This window comes from Flavobacteriales bacterium, assembly GCA_025210805.1.
Taxonomy (GTDB): Bacteria; Bacteroidota; Bacteroidia; order Flavobacteriales; family CAJXXR01; genus JAOAQX01.
The window spans coordinates 22,502-43,165 of record JAOAQX010000025.1; the positions used below are offsets into that span (position 1 = coordinate 22,502).

General features: G+C 32.9%; 21 protein-coding genes. 13 read left to right on the forward strand and 8 right to left on the reverse strand.

Going from position 1 to position 20,664, the window contains the following annotated elements; genetic code table 11:
* Nucleotides 1-61 precede the first annotated feature (61 nt).
* From arsC to hemE, 5 genes are read left to right on the forward strand one after another with little or no spacing between them, the layout of a single operon-like run.
* Nucleotides 62-400 carry an arsenate reductase (glutaredoxin) gene (arsC, locus tag N4A45_09605; protein ID MCT4665474.1) on the forward strand — a complete coding sequence of 113 codons (339 nt, stop codon included), beginning with the start codon at nucleotides 62-64 and terminating at the stop codon, nucleotides 398-400.
* Nucleotides 401-419: 19 nt separating this feature from the next.
* Nucleotides 420-1,682 carry a glutamyl-tRNA reductase gene (hemA, locus tag N4A45_09610; protein ID MCT4665475.1) on the forward strand — a complete coding sequence of 421 codons (1,263 nt, stop codon included), beginning with the start codon at nucleotides 420-422 and terminating at the stop codon, nucleotides 1,680-1,682.
* Between the two features lies 1 nt (nucleotide 1,683).
* Nucleotides 1,684-2,598 carry a hydroxymethylbilane synthase gene (hemC, locus tag N4A45_09615; GenBank protein ID MCT4665476.1) on the forward strand — a complete coding sequence of 305 codons (915 nt, stop codon included), beginning with the start codon at nucleotides 1,684-1,686 and terminating at the stop codon, nucleotides 2,596-2,598.
* Between the two features lie 6 nt (nucleotides 2,599-2,604).
* Nucleotides 2,605-3,264, forward strand: coding sequence for a uroporphyrinogen-III synthase (locus tag N4A45_09620; protein ID MCT4665477.1), 660 nt, complete (start codon nucleotides 2,605-2,607; stop codon nucleotides 3,262-3,264).
* Nucleotides 3,261-4,292 carry a uroporphyrinogen decarboxylase gene (gene hemE, locus N4A45_09625; protein MCT4665478.1) on the forward strand — a complete coding sequence of 344 codons (1,032 nt, stop codon included), beginning with the start codon at nucleotides 3,261-3,263 and terminating at the stop codon, nucleotides 4,290-4,292. The genes N4A45_09620 and hemE overlap by 4 nt, the downstream gene beginning before the upstream one ends.
* A gap of 270 nt (nucleotides 4,293-4,562) precedes the next feature.
* Here the strand turns inward: hemE and galE are convergent, their stop codons facing one another.
* Complete coding sequence (gene galE, locus N4A45_09630; protein ID MCT4665479.1) at nucleotides 4,563-5,570, reverse strand: UDP-glucose 4-epimerase GalE; 1,008 nt, start codon at nucleotides 5,568-5,570, stop codon at nucleotides 4,563-4,565.
* 162 nt (nucleotides 5,571-5,732) lie between these two features.
* On the opposite strand from galE, the gene N4A45_09635 reads away from it, so the two are divergent.
* From N4A45_09635 to N4A45_09650, 4 genes are read left to right on the forward strand one after another with little or no spacing between them, the layout of a single operon-like run.
* Nucleotides 5,733-6,131, forward strand: a complete 399-nt coding sequence (locus tag N4A45_09635) for a single-stranded DNA-binding protein (GenBank protein ID MCT4665480.1) — start codon at nucleotides 5,733-5,735, stop codon at nucleotides 6,129-6,131.
* A gap of 19 nt (nucleotides 6,132-6,150) precedes the next feature.
* Nucleotides 6,151-7,470: a gliding motility-associated protein GldE gene (gene gldE, locus N4A45_09640; GenBank protein ID MCT4665481.1), complete on the forward strand. Its 1,320-nt coding sequence runs from the start codon at nucleotides 6,151-6,153 to the stop codon at nucleotides 7,468-7,470.
* Nucleotides 7,463-8,032, forward strand: coding sequence for a hypothetical protein (locus N4A45_09645; protein ID MCT4665482.1), 570 nt, complete (start codon nucleotides 7,463-7,465; stop codon nucleotides 8,030-8,032). The genes gldE and N4A45_09645 overlap by 8 nt, the downstream gene beginning before the upstream one ends.
* Complete coding sequence (locus N4A45_09650; protein MCT4665483.1) at nucleotides 8,014-8,433, forward strand: DUF393 domain-containing protein; 420 nt, start codon at nucleotides 8,014-8,016, stop codon at nucleotides 8,431-8,433. Before N4A45_09645 ends, N4A45_09650 begins: the two co-directional genes overlap by 19 nt.
* On the opposite strand, the gene N4A45_09655 is transcribed toward N4A45_09650, so the two are convergent.
* Complete coding sequence (locus N4A45_09655; GenBank protein MCT4665484.1) at nucleotides 8,430-8,912, reverse strand: YkgJ family cysteine cluster protein; 483 nt, start codon at nucleotides 8,910-8,912, stop codon at nucleotides 8,430-8,432. The two genes, N4A45_09650 and N4A45_09655, sit on opposite strands and share 4 nt — an antisense overlap.
* Before the next feature lie 66 nt (nucleotides 8,913-8,978).
* On the opposite strand from N4A45_09655, the gene N4A45_09660 reads away from it, so the two are divergent.
* Genes N4A45_09660 through N4A45_09670 form a run of 3 tightly spaced genes read left to right on the forward strand, consistent with a single transcriptional unit; the run spans nucleotide 8,979 to nucleotide 13,161 of the window.
* Nucleotides 8,979-10,979 carry a BatA domain-containing protein gene (locus tag N4A45_09660; protein MCT4665485.1) on the forward strand — a complete coding sequence of 667 codons (2,001 nt, stop codon included), beginning with the start codon at nucleotides 8,979-8,981 and terminating at the stop codon, nucleotides 10,977-10,979.
* The gene (locus tag N4A45_09665) at nucleotides 10,976-12,241 is read left to right on the forward strand and encodes a dihydroorotase (GenBank protein MCT4665486.1); all 1,266 of its coding nucleotides are present in this window, start codon (nucleotides 10,976-10,978) and stop codon (nucleotides 12,239-12,241) included. Before N4A45_09660 ends, N4A45_09665 begins: the two co-directional genes overlap by 4 nt.
* The gene (locus tag N4A45_09670) at nucleotides 12,238-13,161 is read left to right on the forward strand and encodes a DUF58 domain-containing protein (GenBank protein MCT4665487.1); all 924 of its coding nucleotides are present in this window, start codon (nucleotides 12,238-12,240) and stop codon (nucleotides 13,159-13,161) included. The genes N4A45_09665 and N4A45_09670 overlap by 4 nt, the downstream gene beginning before the upstream one ends.
* 9 nt (nucleotides 13,162-13,170) lie before the next feature.
* Here the strand turns inward: N4A45_09670 and N4A45_09675 are convergent, their stop codons facing one another.
* From N4A45_09675 to N4A45_09690, 4 genes are read right to left on the reverse strand one after another with little or no spacing between them, the layout of a single operon-like run.
* Nucleotides 13,171-14,145 (reverse strand): polysaccharide deacetylase family protein, encoded by a 975-nt coding sequence (locus tag N4A45_09675; protein MCT4665488.1) that lies wholly within the window; start codon nucleotides 14,143-14,145, stop codon nucleotides 13,171-13,173.
* On the reverse strand, nucleotides 14,135-14,824 hold the full coding sequence (locus tag N4A45_09680) for a hypothetical protein (GenBank protein MCT4665489.1): 690 nt from the start codon (nucleotides 14,822-14,824) through the stop codon (nucleotides 14,135-14,137). Before N4A45_09680 ends, N4A45_09675 begins: the two co-directional genes overlap by 11 nt.
* A 10-nt stretch (nucleotides 14,825-14,834) precedes the next feature.
* A complete protein-coding gene (locus N4A45_09685) occupies nucleotides 14,835-15,644 on the reverse strand; it encodes an FkbM family methyltransferase (GenBank protein MCT4665490.1) in 810 nt (269 codons plus the stop codon).
* Nucleotides 15,641-18,292, reverse strand: coding sequence for a YfhO family protein (locus tag N4A45_09690; GenBank protein ID MCT4665491.1), 2,652 nt, complete (start codon nucleotides 18,290-18,292; stop codon nucleotides 15,641-15,643). The genes N4A45_09685 and N4A45_09690 overlap by 4 nt, the downstream gene beginning before the upstream one ends.
* A 138-nt stretch (nucleotides 18,293-18,430) precedes the next feature.
* Here N4A45_09690 and N4A45_09695 point away from each other — a divergent pair, with 138 nt between their 5' ends.
* Nucleotides 18,431-19,408 (forward strand): polyprenyl synthetase family protein, encoded by a 978-nt coding sequence (locus N4A45_09695; protein MCT4665492.1) that lies wholly within the window; start codon nucleotides 18,431-18,433, stop codon nucleotides 19,406-19,408.
* A 128-nt stretch (nucleotides 19,409-19,536) separates the two neighbouring features.
* On the opposite strand, the gene N4A45_09700 is transcribed toward N4A45_09695, so the two are convergent.
* A complete protein-coding gene (locus N4A45_09700; GenBank protein ID MCT4665493.1) occupies nucleotides 19,537-20,061 on the reverse strand; it encodes a hypothetical protein in 525 nt (174 codons plus the stop codon).
* Nucleotides 20,062-20,114: 53 nt separating this feature from the next.
* Nucleotides 20,115-20,664: Rpn family recombination-promoting nuclease/putative transposase (locus tag N4A45_09705; GenBank protein MCT4665494.1), on the reverse strand; the 550-nt coding region annotated here is incomplete at its 5' end.

The window sequence follows — 20,664 nt, forward strand, 5'->3', positions numbered from 1 at the left end:
GCAAAAAAATTAAATACATTATCGTAAATTTGCAGAACCAAAAGAACAACCGATTACAAAGATGAAAATTTATCATAACCCCAGATGTTCTAAGAGCAGAAATACTTTGGCAATTTTGGAAGAAAAAGGTGCTGATTTTTCTGTTGTAAAATATCTTGATACTCCACCGAGCAAAAAAGAAATAGAAGATATTCTTAAAAAACTAGGAATCCCTGCCAAGGATTTGGTAAGGAAAACAGAAGATATTTTCAAGAAAGAACTCAAAGGAAAAGAATTTTCAGTAGAAGAATGGATCGATTGGATGGTGAAAAATCCTAAGCTGATTGAACGCCCAATTGTGGTTTCTGGAAATAAAGCCGTTATTGGTCGTCCTCCAGAAAATGTTTTAGAAATCCTTTAATTTTACCCAAACAACACCTATGTTGGATCAAGAAGAGAATACCCGATTCATTAGTTTGGGAATTAGCCATTGGAAATCTCCATTAAAAATTAGAGAGAAGTTTTCTTTTAGCTCCGAACGTTTGGATTGGATGCATAAAGAAGCAAAAGCGCAAGGCGTTTCCTCTTTTTTTGTTATTGACACCTGTAATAGAACACAAGTTTTTGCTCGTTTTCATGATATAGAATTTCTGAAAGAAATTTTTATAAAGGGAACAGAAACTTGCCCTACTTTGTTTAATCATTATGGTTTTGTTCACGAAGGAAAAAGAGCGGTAGATCATCTTTTTGCTTTGTGTATGGGCTTAGATTCTATGATTCTAGGAGATTTGCAAATCATCAATCAAGTAAAAACGGGTATTAAGTATTCTACGGCATATCAGTTAGTAGATAATGTGACACATCGTTTGATGCAATATGTTTTGCAATGTTATAAATCAGTAAGTACAGATACCGATATTAGCAATGGTCCAGCCTCTATTGCACACGCAGCGGTTTTGTATATCAAACAAAGATTCAACAATCTCGAGGATAAAAAAATACTCCTTTATGGATTAGGAGAAATGGGAGACACAGCCGTAAAAAACCTCATTGAAAATTATCGAGTAGGAGAGGTTACTTTAATGAATAGAACCTTCGAAAAGGCTGAGAAATTGGCTAAAGAACTCAACGTTTTGGCTTGTCCTGTAGAATGCTTGAAAGAAAAACTTCAAAGTTCTGATATTATCATTGTAGCTACAGGTGCGGATACTTATACCGTGAAAGAATCACACTTTGATGAGGTAGATACACACCAAAGAGTGATATTGGATTTGGCAGTTCCTAGAAATGTGGATATTGCTCTAGAAAATCACCCAACAGTAGATTTGGTAGAAATGGACGAACTTCAGAAAATTCAAGATCAGACTTTGGATTTAAGAAGAAAAAATATTCCAAAAGTAAAAACCATTATCAATCTTCATGAAATGGAATTTTATGATTGGATGAAAATGCGTGAGATTTTTCCATTGATTGGAAATTTCAGAAAAAAGATGGAGAATCTGCGAACCAGTGAATTGGAAAAGCAAAAATTTAAATTCACAGAAAATGAACTTGAAAAAGCCGATGTTTTTTCAAAATTTGTGATGAACAAAGTAATGAACCAAACCATTGAATATATCAAAAACAGATATCGAAAAAATGACGATATCATAGAGATTGTCAATGAGATGTTTCAATTAAAAGATCCCAATAAAATTCAATAAAATGACTTGGAAACTAGGAACTAGAAAAAGTAAATTGGCATTATGGCAAAGTGAATTGGTGAAAAGTCAATTAGCAGAATTGGGGCAAGAATGTGAATTAGTAGAAATATTATCTGAAGGCGATAAAGTATTAGATACCCCGCTTCCGCTAATGGGAGGGAAAGGTGTTTTTACCAAAGCATTGGATGATGCTTTGCTCTCTGGAGCAATCGATTTTGCGGTTCATTCTCTAAAAGATGTGCCTACTCGTTTACCCGAAGGAATCCAAATGGCAGCCATACTCAAAAGAGCCAGTTGGGAAGATGTTTTGGTGGTAAGAAAAGATTTAAAATTCATGGAAGAAGATCGAGAAATGGTCATAGCAACCAGTTCTCTTAGAAGACAAACCCAATGGAAAAGTCGTTATCCAAATACCAAAGTAGTCGATATCCGAGGGAATGTCCAAACAAGAATTGCAAAGCTAAGAGCCAGTAATTGGGATGGAGCTATTTTTGCCGCTGCTGGGCTAGAACGTATGGATTTAGACCATGAAATAGCAATGAGATTAGACTGGATGCTTCCTGCACCAGGACAAGGAGCTATTGCCATAGTTTGCAGAGAAAATGATACCGAAATTCTATCTAAACTCCAAAAATTACATCACCCAGAAACCGCCAATAATGTACTGTCTGAAAGACAATATCTTCATGTACTCAACGGTGGGTGTTCTGCCCCAATAGGAGCAAGAGCACGAGTGGAGAATGGAAAAACAATCCTTTCTACAGTGTTGATTGATGTGGAAACAGGAAAGGAAATTCGTCATGAAATTGAAGCTGATTTCTCGCCAAACGAATTGCATTTAGGAAAAGAAGCCGCCAGTTTATCTCTCAAAGAAGGCGCACAAGCCATTATTGATAAACTTACTTCAAAACGCTAACAGTTTTTGAGAGCATTGTTCACATATTGCTTAGATCAAAATTTGATAACGGATATCAATTTATCAATTGATTCTCATGATTTTATCAAAATAATTTTTGAGAATGTTCAAAATTTAAGGATTCAATCCTTTGAAAATGTAGTTATTACCAGTGTTCAGGCTGCCAGTTGGTTAATGAGGTCTAATATTGAAATTCAAGGAATGATTTTTACCAATTCTGAAAAGTCTCAAAGATTACTAGCAGAAAAGTTTAGGGATATTGTTTTGTCAAAATCAGTTTATGCAGACGATTTGGCGGCGGAAATTTTAAAATACCCTGTTCAAGAAGTGATTCATCTAACGGGAAATCTTGGACTTAGGAATATGGAAAAATCCTTGGAAAAAAGTCCTGTTGTTTACCATCGCAAAGAGGTGTATTTTACAGAATTAAACCCGAAAAAATTCCCCTATAATTTTGATTATATTCTAGTAGCAAGTCCCAGCCAAGTAAAAAGTTTTTTTGAATTGAATGAGGATACGCCTTCTAGCCAGTATATTTGCATCGGAAAAACCACAAAGGAAGCACTTTTGCGTTTTTCGATTCCAGACTCAAGAGTAATTTTGAGTCCAAAACCTACCAAACAAGCGATGCTTGATTGTTTAAAAGAAAGAACAAAGAAAATATGAATTTTCCCCCTTTAAAAAACGACCTTTTTTTAAGAGCATTAAAAGGTGAAGAAGTAGAAAGAGCTCCCGTGTGGATGATGCGTCAAGCAGGTAGGTTTTTACCTGATTATCGTGTTTTAAGAGAGAAATATACCTTTTTTGAGCGTTGTAAAACACCTGAGTTGGTTTCAGAAATAACCACCATGCCTATTTGGCAAGTGGGAACCGATGCAGCCATTTTATTTTCGGATATTTTGGTGGTACCAGAAGCTTTAGGTTTGGAAGTTCAAATGATTCCAGGCCAAGGACCTTTTCTACCCAAAACAATCAATTCACTAGAAGATGCCGAAGCACTAGTTATCCCAGATGTTCATGAAGCATTAGGTTATGTAATGGACGGAATCAAGCAAACAAGAATGGATCTCAAAGGAGAGGTTCCTTTGATTGGTTTTGCAGGAGCACCTTTTACCATTCTTTGTTATATGGTACAAGGAAAGGGTTCCAAAGATTTTTCTCAGGCTAAGTCTTTTTGCTTTAACAATCCTGAAGCAGCTCATGTATTATTACAAAAAATAACAGAGACAACCATTGCTTATATGGAAGCTCAAGTAGAAGCAGGAGCTCAAGCTTTCCAACTTTTTGATTCTTGGGCAGGACTTTTGAGCAAAGATGCTTTTATGGAATTTGCCTACCCATACATCAAACAGATTATGGCAAAATGCACCGTTCCGAATATTATTTTTGCCAAAGGAGCGTGGTATGCACTTAAAGAAATGGCTGAACTCAATGTAAATGGAGTAGGAATCGATTGGGCATGTTCACCAGCTTACGCAAGAGAGCAAGTAGGAGATAAAATCACGCTTCAAGGAAATTTTGATCCTTCTATGCTTCATGCACCAATCCCTACGATTGAAAAAGAAACGAAGAAAATGCTTAAAGCCTTTGGAAAACAGAATTATATTGTAAATCTTGGGCATGGGATTTTACCTACTGTACCCGTAGAAAATGCCAAAGCATTTATCAACACAATTAAGACTTTTGAGTATTAGTATTCAAATAATTCTATTGTAAAAAAAGAGCATTTCAATTAGTTGAAATGCTTTTTTTATTAGCTATTTGTTGGACAGTTGTTAACGAGTAAATTTGTAAAAGAAATGTTTTAAAGTGTACTGTGGTTCATAATCGAGCAATTTCTTCTGTCTTATCGCTACATCCACTATCTCATACCCAAATATCATGAGAAGTTTTTCAAATCTTTTTAATATTGTGGATGAGAATTTATGCTAAAATTTTTGTCATAGTGGTAAAGAATATTCTGATTATAAATTCTTTTGCCAATTCCAAGCATCTTTAACGGCTGTTTCGATACTTTTTTTAGCTTTCCATCCTAAAACATTATTAGCAATGCTGGTGTCTGCCCAAATTTTTTCGATATCACCAGTTCTTCTTGGTGCAATTTTATAAGAGAGTTTTTGTTGAGATACTTTTTCAAATAATTCAACCATTTCTAAAACAGAGTTTCCGTTTCCTGTACCGATATTAAAAAAGTCTATAGAAGTTTCAGGATGTTCTTCCATATATTCTAAAGCTCTTATATGTGCATCCGCAAGATCTAAAACATGAATAAAATCTCTAATGCAAGTTCCATCTGGAGTATTATAATCATTACCAAAAATGGAAAGTTCTTTTCGGATACCCGCACCTGTTTGTGTGATATAAGGAAGTAAGTTATTAGGAATTCCTTTTGGCAATTCTCCAATCAAACCACTTGGATGAGCTCCAATAGGATTAAAATACCTTAAAGCGATACTTTGAAATTTTTTATTTTTAGCTTCCGATAGGAGTAATTCTTCTCCCACTTGTTTGGTGTATCCATAAGGAGACTCGGCATGTTGTATAGGACTTTTTTCTGTTACTGGAAGTATATTAGGTTGACCATAGACTGTACAACTTGATGAAAATACAAGTTTTCCACAGTTCATTTTTCCTAAATTGAGAATCAGTTGACTAAGGCTTCCGATATTATTTTGATAGTATTGTGCAGGCTTTTCCACAGATTCTCCCACGGCCTTATAAGCCGCAAAGTGAATAACTCCATCAATACTTCCAAAGTTATCAACAACCTGTTGATAACTTTTTTGTTGCGTACAATCTAACTGTAAAAAAGGAATATCACTTCCACATATTTTATTAATCCTATCTAGGATAAAAGGCTCAGAATTGCTCAAATTATCCATAATTATTGGTGAATATCCAGATTCAAATAATCTTACAACGGTGTGAGAGCCAATATAACCAGCACCCCCAGTTACTAATATTTTTTTCATGTTTCAAATTTAAAATAAATTGTCAAGTATGGACAGATTTCTTGAAAATTGAAGGAATAAAAAACAAACCAAAATTCTGTTGTTATTACCTATATCCTTTGTTCTTATATATTTATGTTAAATTTGATTTAATCAGAATATAAATTTAAAAAAATAACTGTTATGGCAAATTCGGTAAATAAAGTAATATTAATTGGAAGAGTAGGGAGAGACCCAGAAATTAAAACACTTGAAAATGGTGTGAAATTAGGTCGTTTTTCTTTAGCTACTACAGAGATTTACAAAAACAAAGACGGATCAAAAAGCGAACACACAGAGTGGCACCAGATTATTGTTTGGCGTGGAATGGCAAATTTGGCAGATTTAATTGTAGAAAAAGGAGCACTTTTTTATGTTGAAGGGAGAATTCGGTCTCGCTCTTGGGAAGATCCTACAACAAATGATAAGAAATATTCTTTTGAAATTGTCGCAGATGAATTACATTTGTTAAGTCGAAGTCAAAAGGCACTTGAAAATGATAACAGTACACAGTACAAAGAATCTGACGAGTCGCCTTTATAGTTGAACGAAAACTTAATTTGTGGAGCCAGAACCCCCAGCCTTATTAAATGAAATAATTATTCAATCTCTCTTCAATCCTTTTGATTGGAGTTGGGTGTATATGGGAATACTAATCGTTTTTTTACTCCTTTGTTCTGCTCTTATTTCAGGTTCTGAAGTTGCTTTTTTCTCTTTGAAAAAAGATGACGAAGTTCTTGAGGATAATGATATCTTAAAATCACTTATTCATCACCCAGAGCAGCTACTTGCTACAATCCTTATTGTTAACAATATTGTAAATATAGCAATTGTTATTATCACAGAGGTTTTCTTGAGTAATCTAATCAATTTTCAATACTTTGATCAAGAACACCAAACAGTTGTAGAGTTTTTGATTAAAGTGGCTGTTGCCACTTCATTTTTATTGCTATTTGGAGAAGTATTACCCAAAGTTTATGCAAATAAACAACCTCAGAAATTTGCCAATATGATGACCAAACCGATGTTTTTCTTAAACAAAAGATTGGCACCCATTAGTAAATTAATGTCCAAGGCAACATCAGTAATTGAAGAAAAAAATAACAAATTATCTATTTCCGTTAGTGATCTTTCTCAGGCATTGGAAATAACTCAAGAGCAAGGAGAATCACAAAATGAACAAATGATATTGCAAGGAATTGCAAAGTTTGGAAATACAGATTCTAAGCAAATAATGACCCCAAGAACTCAGGTATTTGCTGTAGATATTCTCACACCATTTGACGAACTTTTGGAGCATATTCTTCAAAGTGGCTATTCAAGAATTCCCGTATATCAAGAGAAAAAAGATAAGGTAAAAGGAATTATTTATATCAAAGACTTATTGCCGTATTTGCGATATGAGTCAAATTTTAGATGGCAAGTACATCTTAGAGAAGCATTTTTTATTACCGAGAATATCAAATTGGATGATTTACTAAGAGAGTTCCAGAAGAGGCGAACGCATATTGCTGTTGTATCAGATGAGTATGGAGGAATGCACGGAATCGTTACTATGGAAGATATCCTAGAGGAAATTGTAGGTGATATTCGAGATGAAATGGATGATGATCGTTTGGAATATCAAAAGATAGATGAAAAGAATTTTATTTTCGAAGGGCAAATTTTTCTAAAGGACTTTTATCGAGCTGTTGATCATGTGAACGAAGACGCTTTTGAAGAAAATAAAGGGGATTCAGAAACTCTGGCTGGTTTTGTTTTAGAACAATGTGGTAAATTGCCACAGAAGGACGAAATGATCCATTTTCAAGACTATTCTTTCACCATTGTAGCAATAGATGAAAGAAGGATACTCAAACTAAAATTTACACTCAATGATTAAAAGACTGCTTGCATTTTTTTTTATGACAATCGTGATGGTTTCATGTTCAGAAGATTTTCAACCAAAGCCAAAAGGATATTTTAGGATTGAACCTCTCAAGAAAAATGAAAGAAAATTTGATGTTCCACCTTTGCCATTAACTTTTAGTTTTCCAGATTATTTTAAAATAAAATGGAAAGATGTCAATCAGTTTAACTTAACAAGTCCATATTATAGTACAACAATTCATTGTACCTATATGCCTGTTCAAAAAGGAAATTTTGAAGAAAATCTTACAGAATCTATCAAACTAACTTTAGGACATATTAAACGTGCCGCAGGAATGGATGAAAAAATCATAGAAGATTTTGAAAAGAAAAAATACGGAATACGTTATAAAATCCTTGGAGAAGTTGCTTCGCCGATTCAATTTGTTGTGACCGATAGTTTTAATCATATTTTTAGGGCATCATTGTATTATGATTTAACTCCAAATGTGGATTCATTAAGGCCTATCTATAATGAAGTGGAGAAAGATGTTGAACAGATTTTATCTACCTTAGAATGGAGAGATCCGTCTTAAATAAACCCTTACCAGAGCATCTTGTATTATATGATGGAAACTGTGGTTTATGTGATCGATCCATCCAAAAAATCATCCTTGCCGACCAAAAAAAGATATTTTTTTTCGCCAGTTTACAATCTCCCTTAGGGAAAAGTCTCGTAGAACAATTGCATTTGGGACAAATAGATAGTGTAGTATATGTTTCTTTTGGGCAAAAAGCATGGGTGAAGTCTGAAGCATTTTTTAAAATCATCAAAAAATTGCCGAAATATAAATGGCTAAATATTTTCACTTTTATTCCTAAGAAATGGGCGAATTTTCTTTATGATTATATTGCCAAAAACAGAATTAAATGGTTTGGTAATAGTGAACAATGTCTTTGGAAAACACCCGAAATTTCTAAACGTTTTTTAGATTAAATTTTCCCCTTCAACCTTTCAGTAATCTCTAACACGGCAGGGCAAACCAAAGTGTTTTGCATAGTGAGCGGTAATATCTGATTCATTTTTCTCTGATTGGTATGCGGATATTCTCTGCAAGCATCAGGGCGTATATCATAAATGAAACAAGTATTATCGTCATTCAAAAAAGTGCAAGGACTTTGCTGAAGAACATAATCATAATCTTCATCAATTTTTAGATATTGCGCAATAAAATCCTTTGGTTTCTGATTAAAATCTTTAGCAATCCTTTTAATATCTCTTTCTTTAAAAATTGGACTGGTTGTTTTACAGCAATTTGCACAATCTAAACAGTCTGTTTTTTTGAAAACCTCTTCGTGAGTTTCTTGAAAAATATGATCTAAGTTTTTGATTTTCTTATTTTTAAGTTTTTTAAAAAACTTCTCGTTTTCCTTTTTTCTTTCTATCGACTCTTTGCGAAATTCCTCTATGTTCATAATATTTTCTTCAATCCTTTGCAAAAGTATCAATATATCAATCAAAAAAGCTAATTTTGATTTTTGATGTCATTCTTAAACCCTGTCATACTATTTTTTTTATTCACCATTCTTTTGGTGATTCTTATACATATCCTAAATCTTAAGCGATATAAAAAACACTATTTCTCAAATTTTAAATTACTTGAAGAGCTCACGAAAGAGCAAAATAGAAAAGTAAAATATAAGAATCTGTTCTTGATTTTACTAAGAAGTATGATTGTTTCGGCACTTGTTCTGGCATTTGCGCAGTTTTTTGTAGGGAACAAGAATCAAAAAAAAGCAAATAGCCTAGCCATTTTTATAGACAATTCTATGTCTAATACTCGAAAATTGGGAACTCCAACAATTCTAGATTTATCAAAGAAATACGCTACAGAGCTTATTGAGAGTAGTCAGGCTAATCAGTTCTTAGTTCTTACAAATGATTTTTTTCGAGGTAAACATTTGAAAAAAATTGGTAGAAAAGAAGCTTTGGAAAAAATCTCCAATATTCAACCAAGTCATTTTAGGCAAAATATCGATTTTATTTATGAGCAAGTTTCCCAAAATGTAGCGGAAGAAACCGAAACGTATTTTTTAGGAGATTTTCAAGAAAACCAATATAAGAATCTTCATAAGATTCAAAGAAATGATAGTAATCAGGTTTATTTAATCCCTTTTTCTACAGAACAAACAGGAAATATTTCTATTGAAAAAGTAGCCTTAAAAAATCCCATTTTAATTTCGGGTGAACCCATAGAACTTGTCGTTACTTTAAAAAACCATTCGGCAGAGGCTCAGTCTAAGTTAAAACTAAAGGTATTATCTCATAAAAAACAATTGGCGATTGCTCAAACTGATTTAATGGGCGCTTCAGAACAAGACGTTCTTGTCAAATTTAGTTTACCCAATAGACATGATGGGAAATTAGAAATAAAAATTCAAGATCCTTTTTATACTTCAGACAATCAATTTTTCTTAACAATCCCTATAAACAATAAGCCTAAGGTTGTATTGATTTCTAATGAAGATATTAGCTTTCTTACCAAATTATTCCAAAAGGCAAATTATGAGGTAATTGTTCAAAAACCTAAAAACCTAAACTTAGCAGCACTTGAGCAGGTAGATTTATGGGTTTTAAACAAATTAGGTTCAGCTCATACCGCTATTCTCCAAAAGGCAAAAAAACAACTGGAATCAGGTGCTAATGTTTGGTTTATCCCAAGTGATTCAAGAGAGCAATCAAATGATGTGTTGAGGTTAATGGGAAGCGATTTTCGTTTAAAACAACAGGATGAAAATCCAATGAAAATTACCCAAGTGGTAACAAATAACCCTCTATTTAAAGGGGTTTTTAATGAAAGTAATATCGATATTTCAGCAGGAAGCCTTCAGTCAGAAAAACATTGGGAGTTAAGTGAAACCTTTGAAAGTAAAGAACTTTTACAATTAGCAAACGGACAAGCATTTCTCTCTTATCAAAATACTAAAAAGGGACTTTTATTTCTTCAGAGTTCATCATTTGAGCATACAAATTTTGAAAAACATACTTTATTTGTTCCTATTTCTTTGAATATGGGATTGATAAAAGCAAATCCTACTGCAAGTCACTTGGTAATAGGGAAAAGTGACAGGATTGAACTCCATGAAGAAGAAAAAGAAGAAACACTTAGAATACTTTATCGAGGCAATAAAATGAGTCCTAAATTAATGAAAATCCAAGGGAAACAGATTGTTGTTCTTTCGGATCTATTTAATAAACAGGGGTTTGTAGATATCCTTAGGGGAGAAGAAATCGTTCAGTCTATTGGGCTTAATAATGATAATCAAGAAAGTGAAATGTCTTTTTTGAGTGTTAATAAATTAGCAGAAATTACTGAAAGTAGCCATTGGATTCATTTATTGGACAACCATTCTGAGCAATGGAATGCCTTTTTAAATAATCATAAAAAGAACCAAAGCAGTTCCTATTTTTTCTTGATGTTAGCTTTGGTGTTTTATGTGATAGAAATGATTTATCTAGCTTTTCAAAATAAAAGAAAATGAGAATATTATTTAAACAAGTAACCCTTGTGGATAGGGAAAGTACCTATAACAATCAAACGATAGATTTGTTAATAGATAAAGGTGAGATTGTTCTTATTTCGAAAAACATCAATGAAGCTGCCGATAGAATTATTGATATTCCGAATTTGCACATCACTAACGGAATGCTTGATCTTGTTGGAAGTATTCCAGACCCAGGGGAGGAGTTTAAAGAAAATTACCAGACAGGAATCGAGGCAGCCTCACATGGTGGATATACACATATTGCCATTTTGCCTCATAAAAATGCACCTGCTGATTCTAAGGAACGAATTAATTTCATTAAGAATCAGGCAAATGATGCCGCAACGAAGATTTTACCGATTGGGGCTTTGACAACTGGTTTAAAGGGCGAGAATATGGCGGAGCTCTATGATATGCAGCAGAATGGAGCATCGGCATTTGCACAAGATAGAAAATTTTTGAGCAAAGGAAATGTGATGAAAACAGCTCTTGAATATGCTAAGATATTTGATGGGCAAATAATAAGCTTTCCACATGATACCACACTTGATGAAGGAGCTGAGATTAATGAAAGTGAAGTTTCAGTGTTTATGGGAATGAAAGGTTCTCCAAATATATCAGAAGTCATTGGAGTAGAGCGTGAGCTTAATCTCGTGAAATATACCGAGGGTAAAATTCATTTAGCCTGTCTTACCACTGCCGAAGCTTGTGAAATATTGAAAAATCACAAGAAAGAAAAGCGTAGGGTAAGTGCTTCTGTTGCTATTCAAAACTTAGCTTTTCATGACGAAAACCTTAAAGAATTTGATGTAAACCTAAAAGTTCAACCGCCAATTAGAGCGAGAAAAGATCAAGAAAAATTAATAGATTCTGTTGTTGATGGAACTATTGATTGCATCGTTTCAAATCACCATCCACAAGATCAAGATGCAAAATATAATGAATTTAAACTTGCAGAATTTGGTGCTTTGTCATATCAAAATACCGTTGCTCAGGCTTACGAAATATTGAAAAATAAGTTGACTTTGGAGGACTTTGTTGCTATTTTTAATAAAAATTCCTATCATGTTTTGAGACAAAAAACTACAGTAATAGAGGAAGGGCAAAAGGCAAATTTAACGTTCTTTACACTGGATAATGACACAGTTTTTGATGAAAAACAAATTGTATCATTATCAAAAAATTCACCTTATATAGGAAAAAAGTTCCGATGGAAAAATCATGGGATTTATAATGATGGAATCCTAAAAATGATATGAAATTTCTAAACTCCAAATATCTTCATGAATTAGGAAGTATCGATTTTATTGCTCAACAACTTGTGGAAGGCTTCATGAGTGGTCGTCATAAGAGTCCTTATCATGGTTTTTCTGTAGAATTTGCAGAGCATCGCCTGTATAACCCTGGCGACTCCATGAAACATGTGGATTGGAAACTTTATGGTAAAACAGACAAACTTTATCTCAAAAAATACGAGGCAGAAACGAATCTAAAATGTAAAATTATTTTAGATACCTCCAGTTCCATGTTTTACCCTATAAAAAAGGTGTGGTCTCTTCAAGAACCCAATAAATATCTTTATTCTATTTACGCCATAGCATCATTAATAGAATTAATGAAAAGGCAGCGGGATGCATTTGGAGTGAGTCTTTTGGGAGAAGAAATAGAGCTCAACACTCCCTCAAAAAACTTGGAAAGTCATCAATACTTTTTATATGAACAATTAGAAAAAAATATCCTTGCCTTTGGGATAGAGGAGAAAAAGAATACCCATTTTTCTAGTCTTTTACAAAAAGTGATTCAGCAACAAGGCAGACGATCGGTTATATTTATTTTTTCAGATTTGATGTTTGACACTTCTGAAGAATTTGAGGCTTTTTTTACGGGTCTAGAATTTGCAAAATTCCAAGGGCATGAAGTTACAGTTTTTCATACGCTAGATTATAAGGAAGAAGTGGATTTTAATTTAGATGCCGAGCAAATGGAAGTTTTTGCTTTAGAAAGTAATCAGAAAATTAAACTAGATTTAGCCGATATCCAAAATAAATATCAAAAGAAAATGCAAGCTCATTTAAGAGAAATCAAAGGGAAGATCCAAGATCAAGGAGTGAACTATTTCCCAGTAGACATCAACAATCAAATAGATGATGTTTTGATGGCTTATTTGATGCAGAGGTAGGTTTTACTTTTAAAATGTGATAATTCGATTTTTCCTTATTTCGCCTAGTTGTTCTATCGAAAATTTTTCATGGAGCATCACTCTAGGTAAAACATGGGTGAAGTTCTTGTGTTCTGGATAAATTTCACCTTTTCGAGTACTTACTGATGTCTTGAAGTCAAAATTTTTAATCCATTCAAAATCTCTTTTTTTTGCTTCATTATCAGACCCAAAAGGAAAAGCAAAGTGAGCGGTATTTACACCGGTTTCTTTTGAGAATAGTTGATTACAAGTTTCTATTTCTTTTGTGAAATTTTCTTGATTCAGTAAAGCCATATTTGGATGGGAGTCCGTGTGATTTTCTATTTGCACTAAAGGATCATTTACTAATACTCTTATTTGATCCCATGTCATTCCTAATTCTTTAGGATAAGATTCCCAATCAATATTTTGATTTTTAAAATAAGTAAGAATCTCTTCTTGAGAAAGGGATAATAAATACGTCCTTATCTTCATAAAATTAGCTTCTTTTTCAAGTGTACTTCTATTAGAAACTAATTCATTATTTATGTTCACCTTTTCCTCTTTTAGTAGATACTCTTCTAAAGCATACCACCACATCTTAATATTTCTTTCAGGCATTCCTGTATTTAAGTAAATCGTGAAAGGAATTTGGTGTTTTTTGAGAATAGGATACGCTACTTCAAAATTATCTTTGTAACCATCATCAAAGGTTATTACAAAAGTACTTTTTTGTAAAGTATTTGAAACGAGTTGATGATGAAGTTCATTCAATGAAATAAACTGGATTCCTTTTTTCTTAGCTTCAAGAATAAAATTTTCTAAGAACTCTGGACTTACTTTTAAATTCTCGTTGGGGAAAAGTCGTTTATGATCTATTGGCGACACTCTATGAAGCATAAAAATAACAGAATGCCCTCTAAAGTATTTTTTTATAAAGGGCATTTTTTTTGAAAGTTGGATAATCTGTTTTTTAAGAGACATTTTTCGTCGCTTTTATTCCTATGGTTACTTGATAATTAGGGTCTTTGTAGAATAATTCTTCGTTGGTAAGTTCTTCGGCAGTAATTCCATGTAGAATAGAAGTTGCCGCCAATACATTTCCATAAATTTCGATTTCTACATTTCCTTTACCAAATACTCTTTCAAAGGCATTTTTAATCGATAAATCGGTAAATCTCCAATAATCTCCCCATCGATCCATGTCGTATCTGCTGATTTGACAAAGTCCTGCAACAGTGGTAAGCATCACTCCATTATCTTTCAATAAATGATAACCACCTTCGATACCTTTTTCAAAATCTTCGATAAAATTTAAAGTTTGCGTACAAATAAAGCAATCTACACGATTGTTTGGTAGAGTTTCTGATTTAGTCAAATCTCCAACAATTGTGGCGTTTGGATTTTTATCATCGTAATGCAAAATTTCAGAAGAGGTTACTTGACTTCCGTATTTCAATGAGTAAGTGGACTCAGATATTTCTAACACAGAGCCTAAAATATGCTTATGTTGTTTTTCTAAAAAATACTCAATAAATGCTCGATCGATAGGCGTGCCTCGATCAAAGCCAAATTGATTTGAAATAGGATCTTTACTTCTTAAATGATACCATTTTTGACTCGTGAATTTTCTTTTTAAACCTTTAAGAATAGATTTTATCATAATACGTAATTTATGATTTATACATGAAAATATTCAACTGATTATCCATGGCTTGTTCTTCCTTTTTAGAAAATGGTCTTTTCTTAGAATAAATACTTTGAATATGATATCTAAAGCTATTTCTTTGAGCAATTTCCAAAATTTGGGCAAGCTGTTGATTGTCATTATGGAATGAGTGAAACTCTAGAAAAATGTTTTGAATTCTATGAAGATTTTTCTCTAGATGTGGGAAAACCGTATTTTCGGCACCTTCTATATCCATTTTAAAGAAGTCGATATGATTATATTGTTCAAGATAATCATTGATATCAATGGCTTCCACTTCCATAAAATTCTCTTGGTTATTTTGATTGACCAAGGATCCTGAATCAGCTCCTTCTGCGGCGAATTTAAGTGTTTCACTTTTTATCCAGACGGCTTTTTTATTGAGTTCTACATTTTGAAATTTATTTCGCTCTATATTGTCTTTTAAAAAATCAAAAACTTTTTCATCTGGTTCAAATGCTATAATTTTAGCATTAGGATATATCGTCTTTATATAAGATGAAACTGTCCCTACATTTGCTCCACAATCAAATACGATTGGGTTAGGGTTTTTGGTGTCAAATTCCATGATATTTTGAAAAAAGACTTCATGATATTGCCATAAAAAAGATTTAATATCTGGAACGACAAAATTGAGTCCATTGAATTTGACATTTTTGGTTTTATACCTTTTTTCAGGATTATTTGATAAGGCCATAAGAATGAACCTTCGATAGTTCTTATCGAGAAAAAAGTACCCTATATTTTTAAAAAACTCTGTTAATACTAGTTTCATCCTTTTCTTTTATAATTTAAATATAAAGCACCAATTGTCATTAAGAATACTAATAATGATAAAATCCCCCCAATCATAGAGCGATTATTCACCATTCGAAACTCTATTTTATGTTTACCTGCTGGAATTTCTAAAGCTCTAAGGATGTAATTGGCTCTTAGTATTGAGACTTCTTCGCCGTCTATGAATGCGGTCCAACCTTCTGGGTAATATATTTCAGAAAATACGGCTATTCCAGTTGTAGGATTGTTCGATTCGTAAGTGAGTACGTCAGGTTTATAAGATACTAGCTTAACTGATCCGTTTGCAGAACTGGTTTTATTTTGTAGTTTTTTGAGTTCATCTTGGTGAAGAATAACCGTATTTTTAGGGTCAATATTAGCAATTTCTGCATGTTCTTCATTTGCTGATGAAACTTCTTTTATTTGATTTACAAACCACGCATTTCCATAAGTTTGATCATTTACAGCAAAGAGTTTTCCTTGGTATAAATAATACTTGTTGTTGAGCATATTTAAAACCTTAGTTTTTCCAAAATCTCTACTGTTAAGGTGGGCTAGTTCTTTACTGATATATCCATCAATAATATCTTGATATCTTCTCAGTTTTGCAGGGCTATAGCCTCCTGTAGATTTATGAAAATAACTGGCTCTAGAGCTATTAAAAGGATTGTCTAGATCCATTACTCGGTAGTTTGTTTCGAAATTAAGTGTTTGAAATTCGATATTTTCTTTATCAAATTTGCTCATTCTTTTTCCGTTTTCTTTTTTCCATTCTGCAGTTCTCTTTGCAATTTCTTGTTGAATTGAGGGTTTTTGTCTCATTTCATTTTGAAGAATTGCATAATCCCCTTGAGTGGCATATTGTTTATTGGCATGCTTTTTTTGTTTTTGCCAATAGGTATATTTTCCTTTAGATTTTTCATTATTCAAAAAATGTTGATCTTCTTGCCAAACATCTGCTAAGGTAAGAATCACAAGTAGTGGAAAAGCAAATTTTGCGGGAATTGTTTTCTTAATAAATAGGAGAACGATTATAAAAGCAGGAACGATATACATTAATCTACTCAGGGTAGAATCCCAAAACATCCCTTCTCTAATACTTATGGTCGCTTCATAGAGTGTGTTTGCTCCATTTGGATTGCTTTTTTCTAGCTGATCAATTGCTAAAAGTTCGGCTTGATTTAAGAAATCAAAAAAGACACTTGGAACAAGACCTATAAGTAAAATGGCTCCAATAACAGATCCACCAGTAATTGTTATTTTTTTGAGATTTTCTTCTGCCCAAGTTTTGTTGGTAATTTCTCTCAAAAACAAAATTGCCATAATAGGAAATGTAAAATTGGCAATTACCAGCATAGAAGATACGGTTCTAAACTTAGCATAAAGTGGGACATAGTCAATAAATAAATTGGTCAACCACATAGATCCAATATCTCCGCCTAGGTTTTTCCCCCAGCTAAGCATTATTGTAAGAATTGTAGCTCCCAAAAGCGACCATTTAAGCCAATTATTCACAAGAATTAAATACAATAGTGCAAAGAAAACAATAATAGCTCCAATATAATTAGGTCCTACTGTTCCTGGTTGATCTCCCCAGTATCCTCCAAAAGTTCTTCCTCTATTTTTTTGATATTCTTGATAAGCTAATTGTTGAATTTGTCTGTTTTCCTTTCCTAAAGTCTCAAAATATTCAGTAGTTAAATGATTGGCTCCTTTTGAGTTTGGAACAAAAAGATTATAAGTTTCTCCTATTCCATAAGACCAATGAGTAATATAATCTCTTTTTAGACCTTTACTCATATTCATTTTGTCGTATTCACTAAGGGTAGCTTCATCTGGCTTTGCTTCCGATTCTAGTACTGGCGCCCCTCTCATAGAGTGTTTACTGTATTTATAGGTTTCAAAATTATTTGAAAAATTAGCAACTCCGGCCAATATAACAGCTACAACTATAAATGCCATGCGTTTTGCGAATTGTCCTATTTCTTTGCTCTTATAATACCTAATAAATTCAAAAAGAATCATAAATGCCAAAACAAAACCAAGGTAGTATGTCATCTGGATATGGTATACCATAATTTCCATTGCCATAAAAAAGGTAAAAACAACAAAACCAAGCCAACGTTTTTCCCATTTAGATCTCAAAAGCATGATTAAACCTGCTAAAACTCCTGGAAATAAAGAGATAGCCATCATCTTTGTCATGTGACCTACTTGAATAATAATGATATTATAACTCACAAAAGCATATGCTAAAGCTCCCAAAATGGCAATCCAAAAATTAGTTTTTAAAACTCTTGCAAGAAGGTAAAAACTCATGGTAGAATAAATTACCGCTACCACGGGGTAACCAAACAAGCCAGAGAAGAATACATGTAGCTCATAAAAAGGATTAAAATTTGGATAATAGATGATATAGGTAGGCATTCCTCCAAACATAGAATTTGTCCAGGCAGATTTAGATCCAAACCAAGAATGATAAGTCATGGCCTCGTTTGCCATACCATTAAAACCTTGCATATCATGAAGCTTTAAAGAAAGCCCTTCCAAAACAGGAGAAAAATAGGCGAGTGCTACCAATAAAAAAATACCAAAAGCTGCAAAATGCTCCCAGTTAGACTTAAAAAAATGCTTGATTTTTTCCATTATATCTACTTTTAAAGGCACTAAGATAATCCATATTGTGCAATTCTGAAGAAAAAAAGTTTAGATAAAAATATCCACTTTTAAAAAGCCATTAATTTTATACTTCCATAGAAATTTTGCCATATCTTTGAACACCTTATGGGAATGGTAAATAAAATAAAAGATCCAATAAAGGAGGAGATGAAAATCTTTGAAGAAAAATTCAAAGATTCCATAGCTACCTCTGTGCCACTTCTGGATAAAATCACTCATTACATTGTAAAAAGAAAGGGAAAACAAATGCGACCGATGTTTGTTTTTCTTGTTGCCAAAACCTTCGGGGAGATTAATGAAAGTAGTTACCGAGCGGCTTCTTTAGTAGAGTTGCTTCATACAGCAACTTTAGTTCATGACGATGTGGTAGATGACGCCAATCTTCGGAGAGGTTTTTTTTCTATAAATGCTTTGTGGAAAAATAAAATTGCCGTTTTGGTGGGAGATTATTTGCTTTCAAAACTGTTGGTTTTAGCCGTGAAAAATCAGGAATTCAAATTGCTTGAAATTACCGCAACTGCTGTAGAAGAAATGAGTGAAGGAGAACTGCTCCAAATAGAAAAGGCTCGAAAATTAGACATTGTGGAAAGTGTCTATTTTGATATTATCAGAAAAAAAACTGCAACTCTTATAGGGACTTGTTGTTCTACTGGTTTAGCATCAGTTTCTAAGGATGAAAGTCTCATTGAAAAAGCTTATACTTTTGGTGAAAAAATAGGCTTAGCCTTTCAGATAAAAGATGACTTATTCGATTATCAACAATCCAGTTCATTGATAGGGAAACCTGTAGGGATAGATATCAAAGAACAAAAAATGACTCTTCCCCTCATTTATACCCTTCAAAAATGTTCTGAAAAAGATAAAAAGTTCATCATCAGGACGGTGAAAAGACATAATACAAACTCAAAAAGAGTCCAGCAAGTGATTAAAATGGTTAAGGAGCATGGAGGATTAGATTATGCTAAAGAAAAAATGAATACCATTTTTCAGGAGGCTCTTGAAATACTTGAAACTTTTCCAGATAATGCCTCAAAAGAGTCTTTAAGACTGCTTGTTGAGTATGTAATAAAAAGGAAAAAATAAAACTTAAAAAATAGACTTTTATTTCTTTTCTTGAATTTTTTTGATTTCTCTCTGGGTCTATTCTGTTAGTAATAGTCTATCATAACTTTTTTGAAAGAGGTTTAATCAAAGAAAAGTTTTAGTAAACGCTAGATTTTAATCCCCATTTTTAGGATACTACCAGAATTGATATTTCCATCATAAAATGGTTGAGTGAATAATTTAAAACCAATAATATATTTCTCTTTGATGGTATAAGAATTTTCTATAATAATATTAAAACCCAATATGGTTTTATTAATAAGTTTAGGATGTTGTCCTTGTACAATTCCATTTTGTAGTTTAAGAGCTCCATAAGTGTTATAAGAGATATCCATCAAAGAGCATCCGCCACCAAATCTAAAGTTATATTTGTTATTATTTTTAAACGGAGAGAAAAATGCATTCAGATTCCCTTGAAGAAAAGAAGCTGTCACTACAGAGTGATGACCATTTCTTTTGGCAATATTGATTCCTATTGAACTAGAAAAATATTGATTGATCTTATAATTTACTTCATTTTCAAATAAAATGGTAGAAATATCTCCAGATCCCAAGAATGACATTCCTGCTCCAAATTGGTAATCTAGTTGAGATTTTTTTTCTTGAGCTACTGCTTCTAGGCTAAGTAACATAATAACTATTATTAATATGTTCTTTTTCATTGACTAATACAGGTTAGTTATTTTTATTGCTTTTCTAGAATTTTTTTGATTTCATTTTTGGTCAAGCCTGTTAGTTTTTGAATGATGGCTAAATCAAGACCCAATTTAATAGAGTTTAAAACAATATCAATGTTTTTTTGTTCTATTCCCTGTTCTATTCCTTGTTCAATTCCTTGTTCAAAACTATAATCCAAGGAGTTTTGGATATCTCGATAGTATTTCAAACTTCCTTCGTAGTTTTCGTATTCGTCACGGGTCATTTTTGCTACTTCGGCGGCTTCAAAAAGTTTTTCGAAGATGGTTTCTCTTAGAGCATCAGGTACTCTATCAAGTTTATGGAGGTTTTTTATCACATAAAGCCATTTATCAAATCTGGTTTCTAGTTCGTCAACAGACTTGTTAAAATTGGGCATTTCGAGGTAAATAAAAGTGAGCTTATCATAGAATACTTTGTGGGTGTCAATATCCACCAACTGCACTTCGTGGAGGTATTTTTCTTTTTCCTCCTCGGTGTCGCCATCATTGTCAAATACAAAATCGAGAATCCCGATAGTGTAAACAGATTTTAGTTCA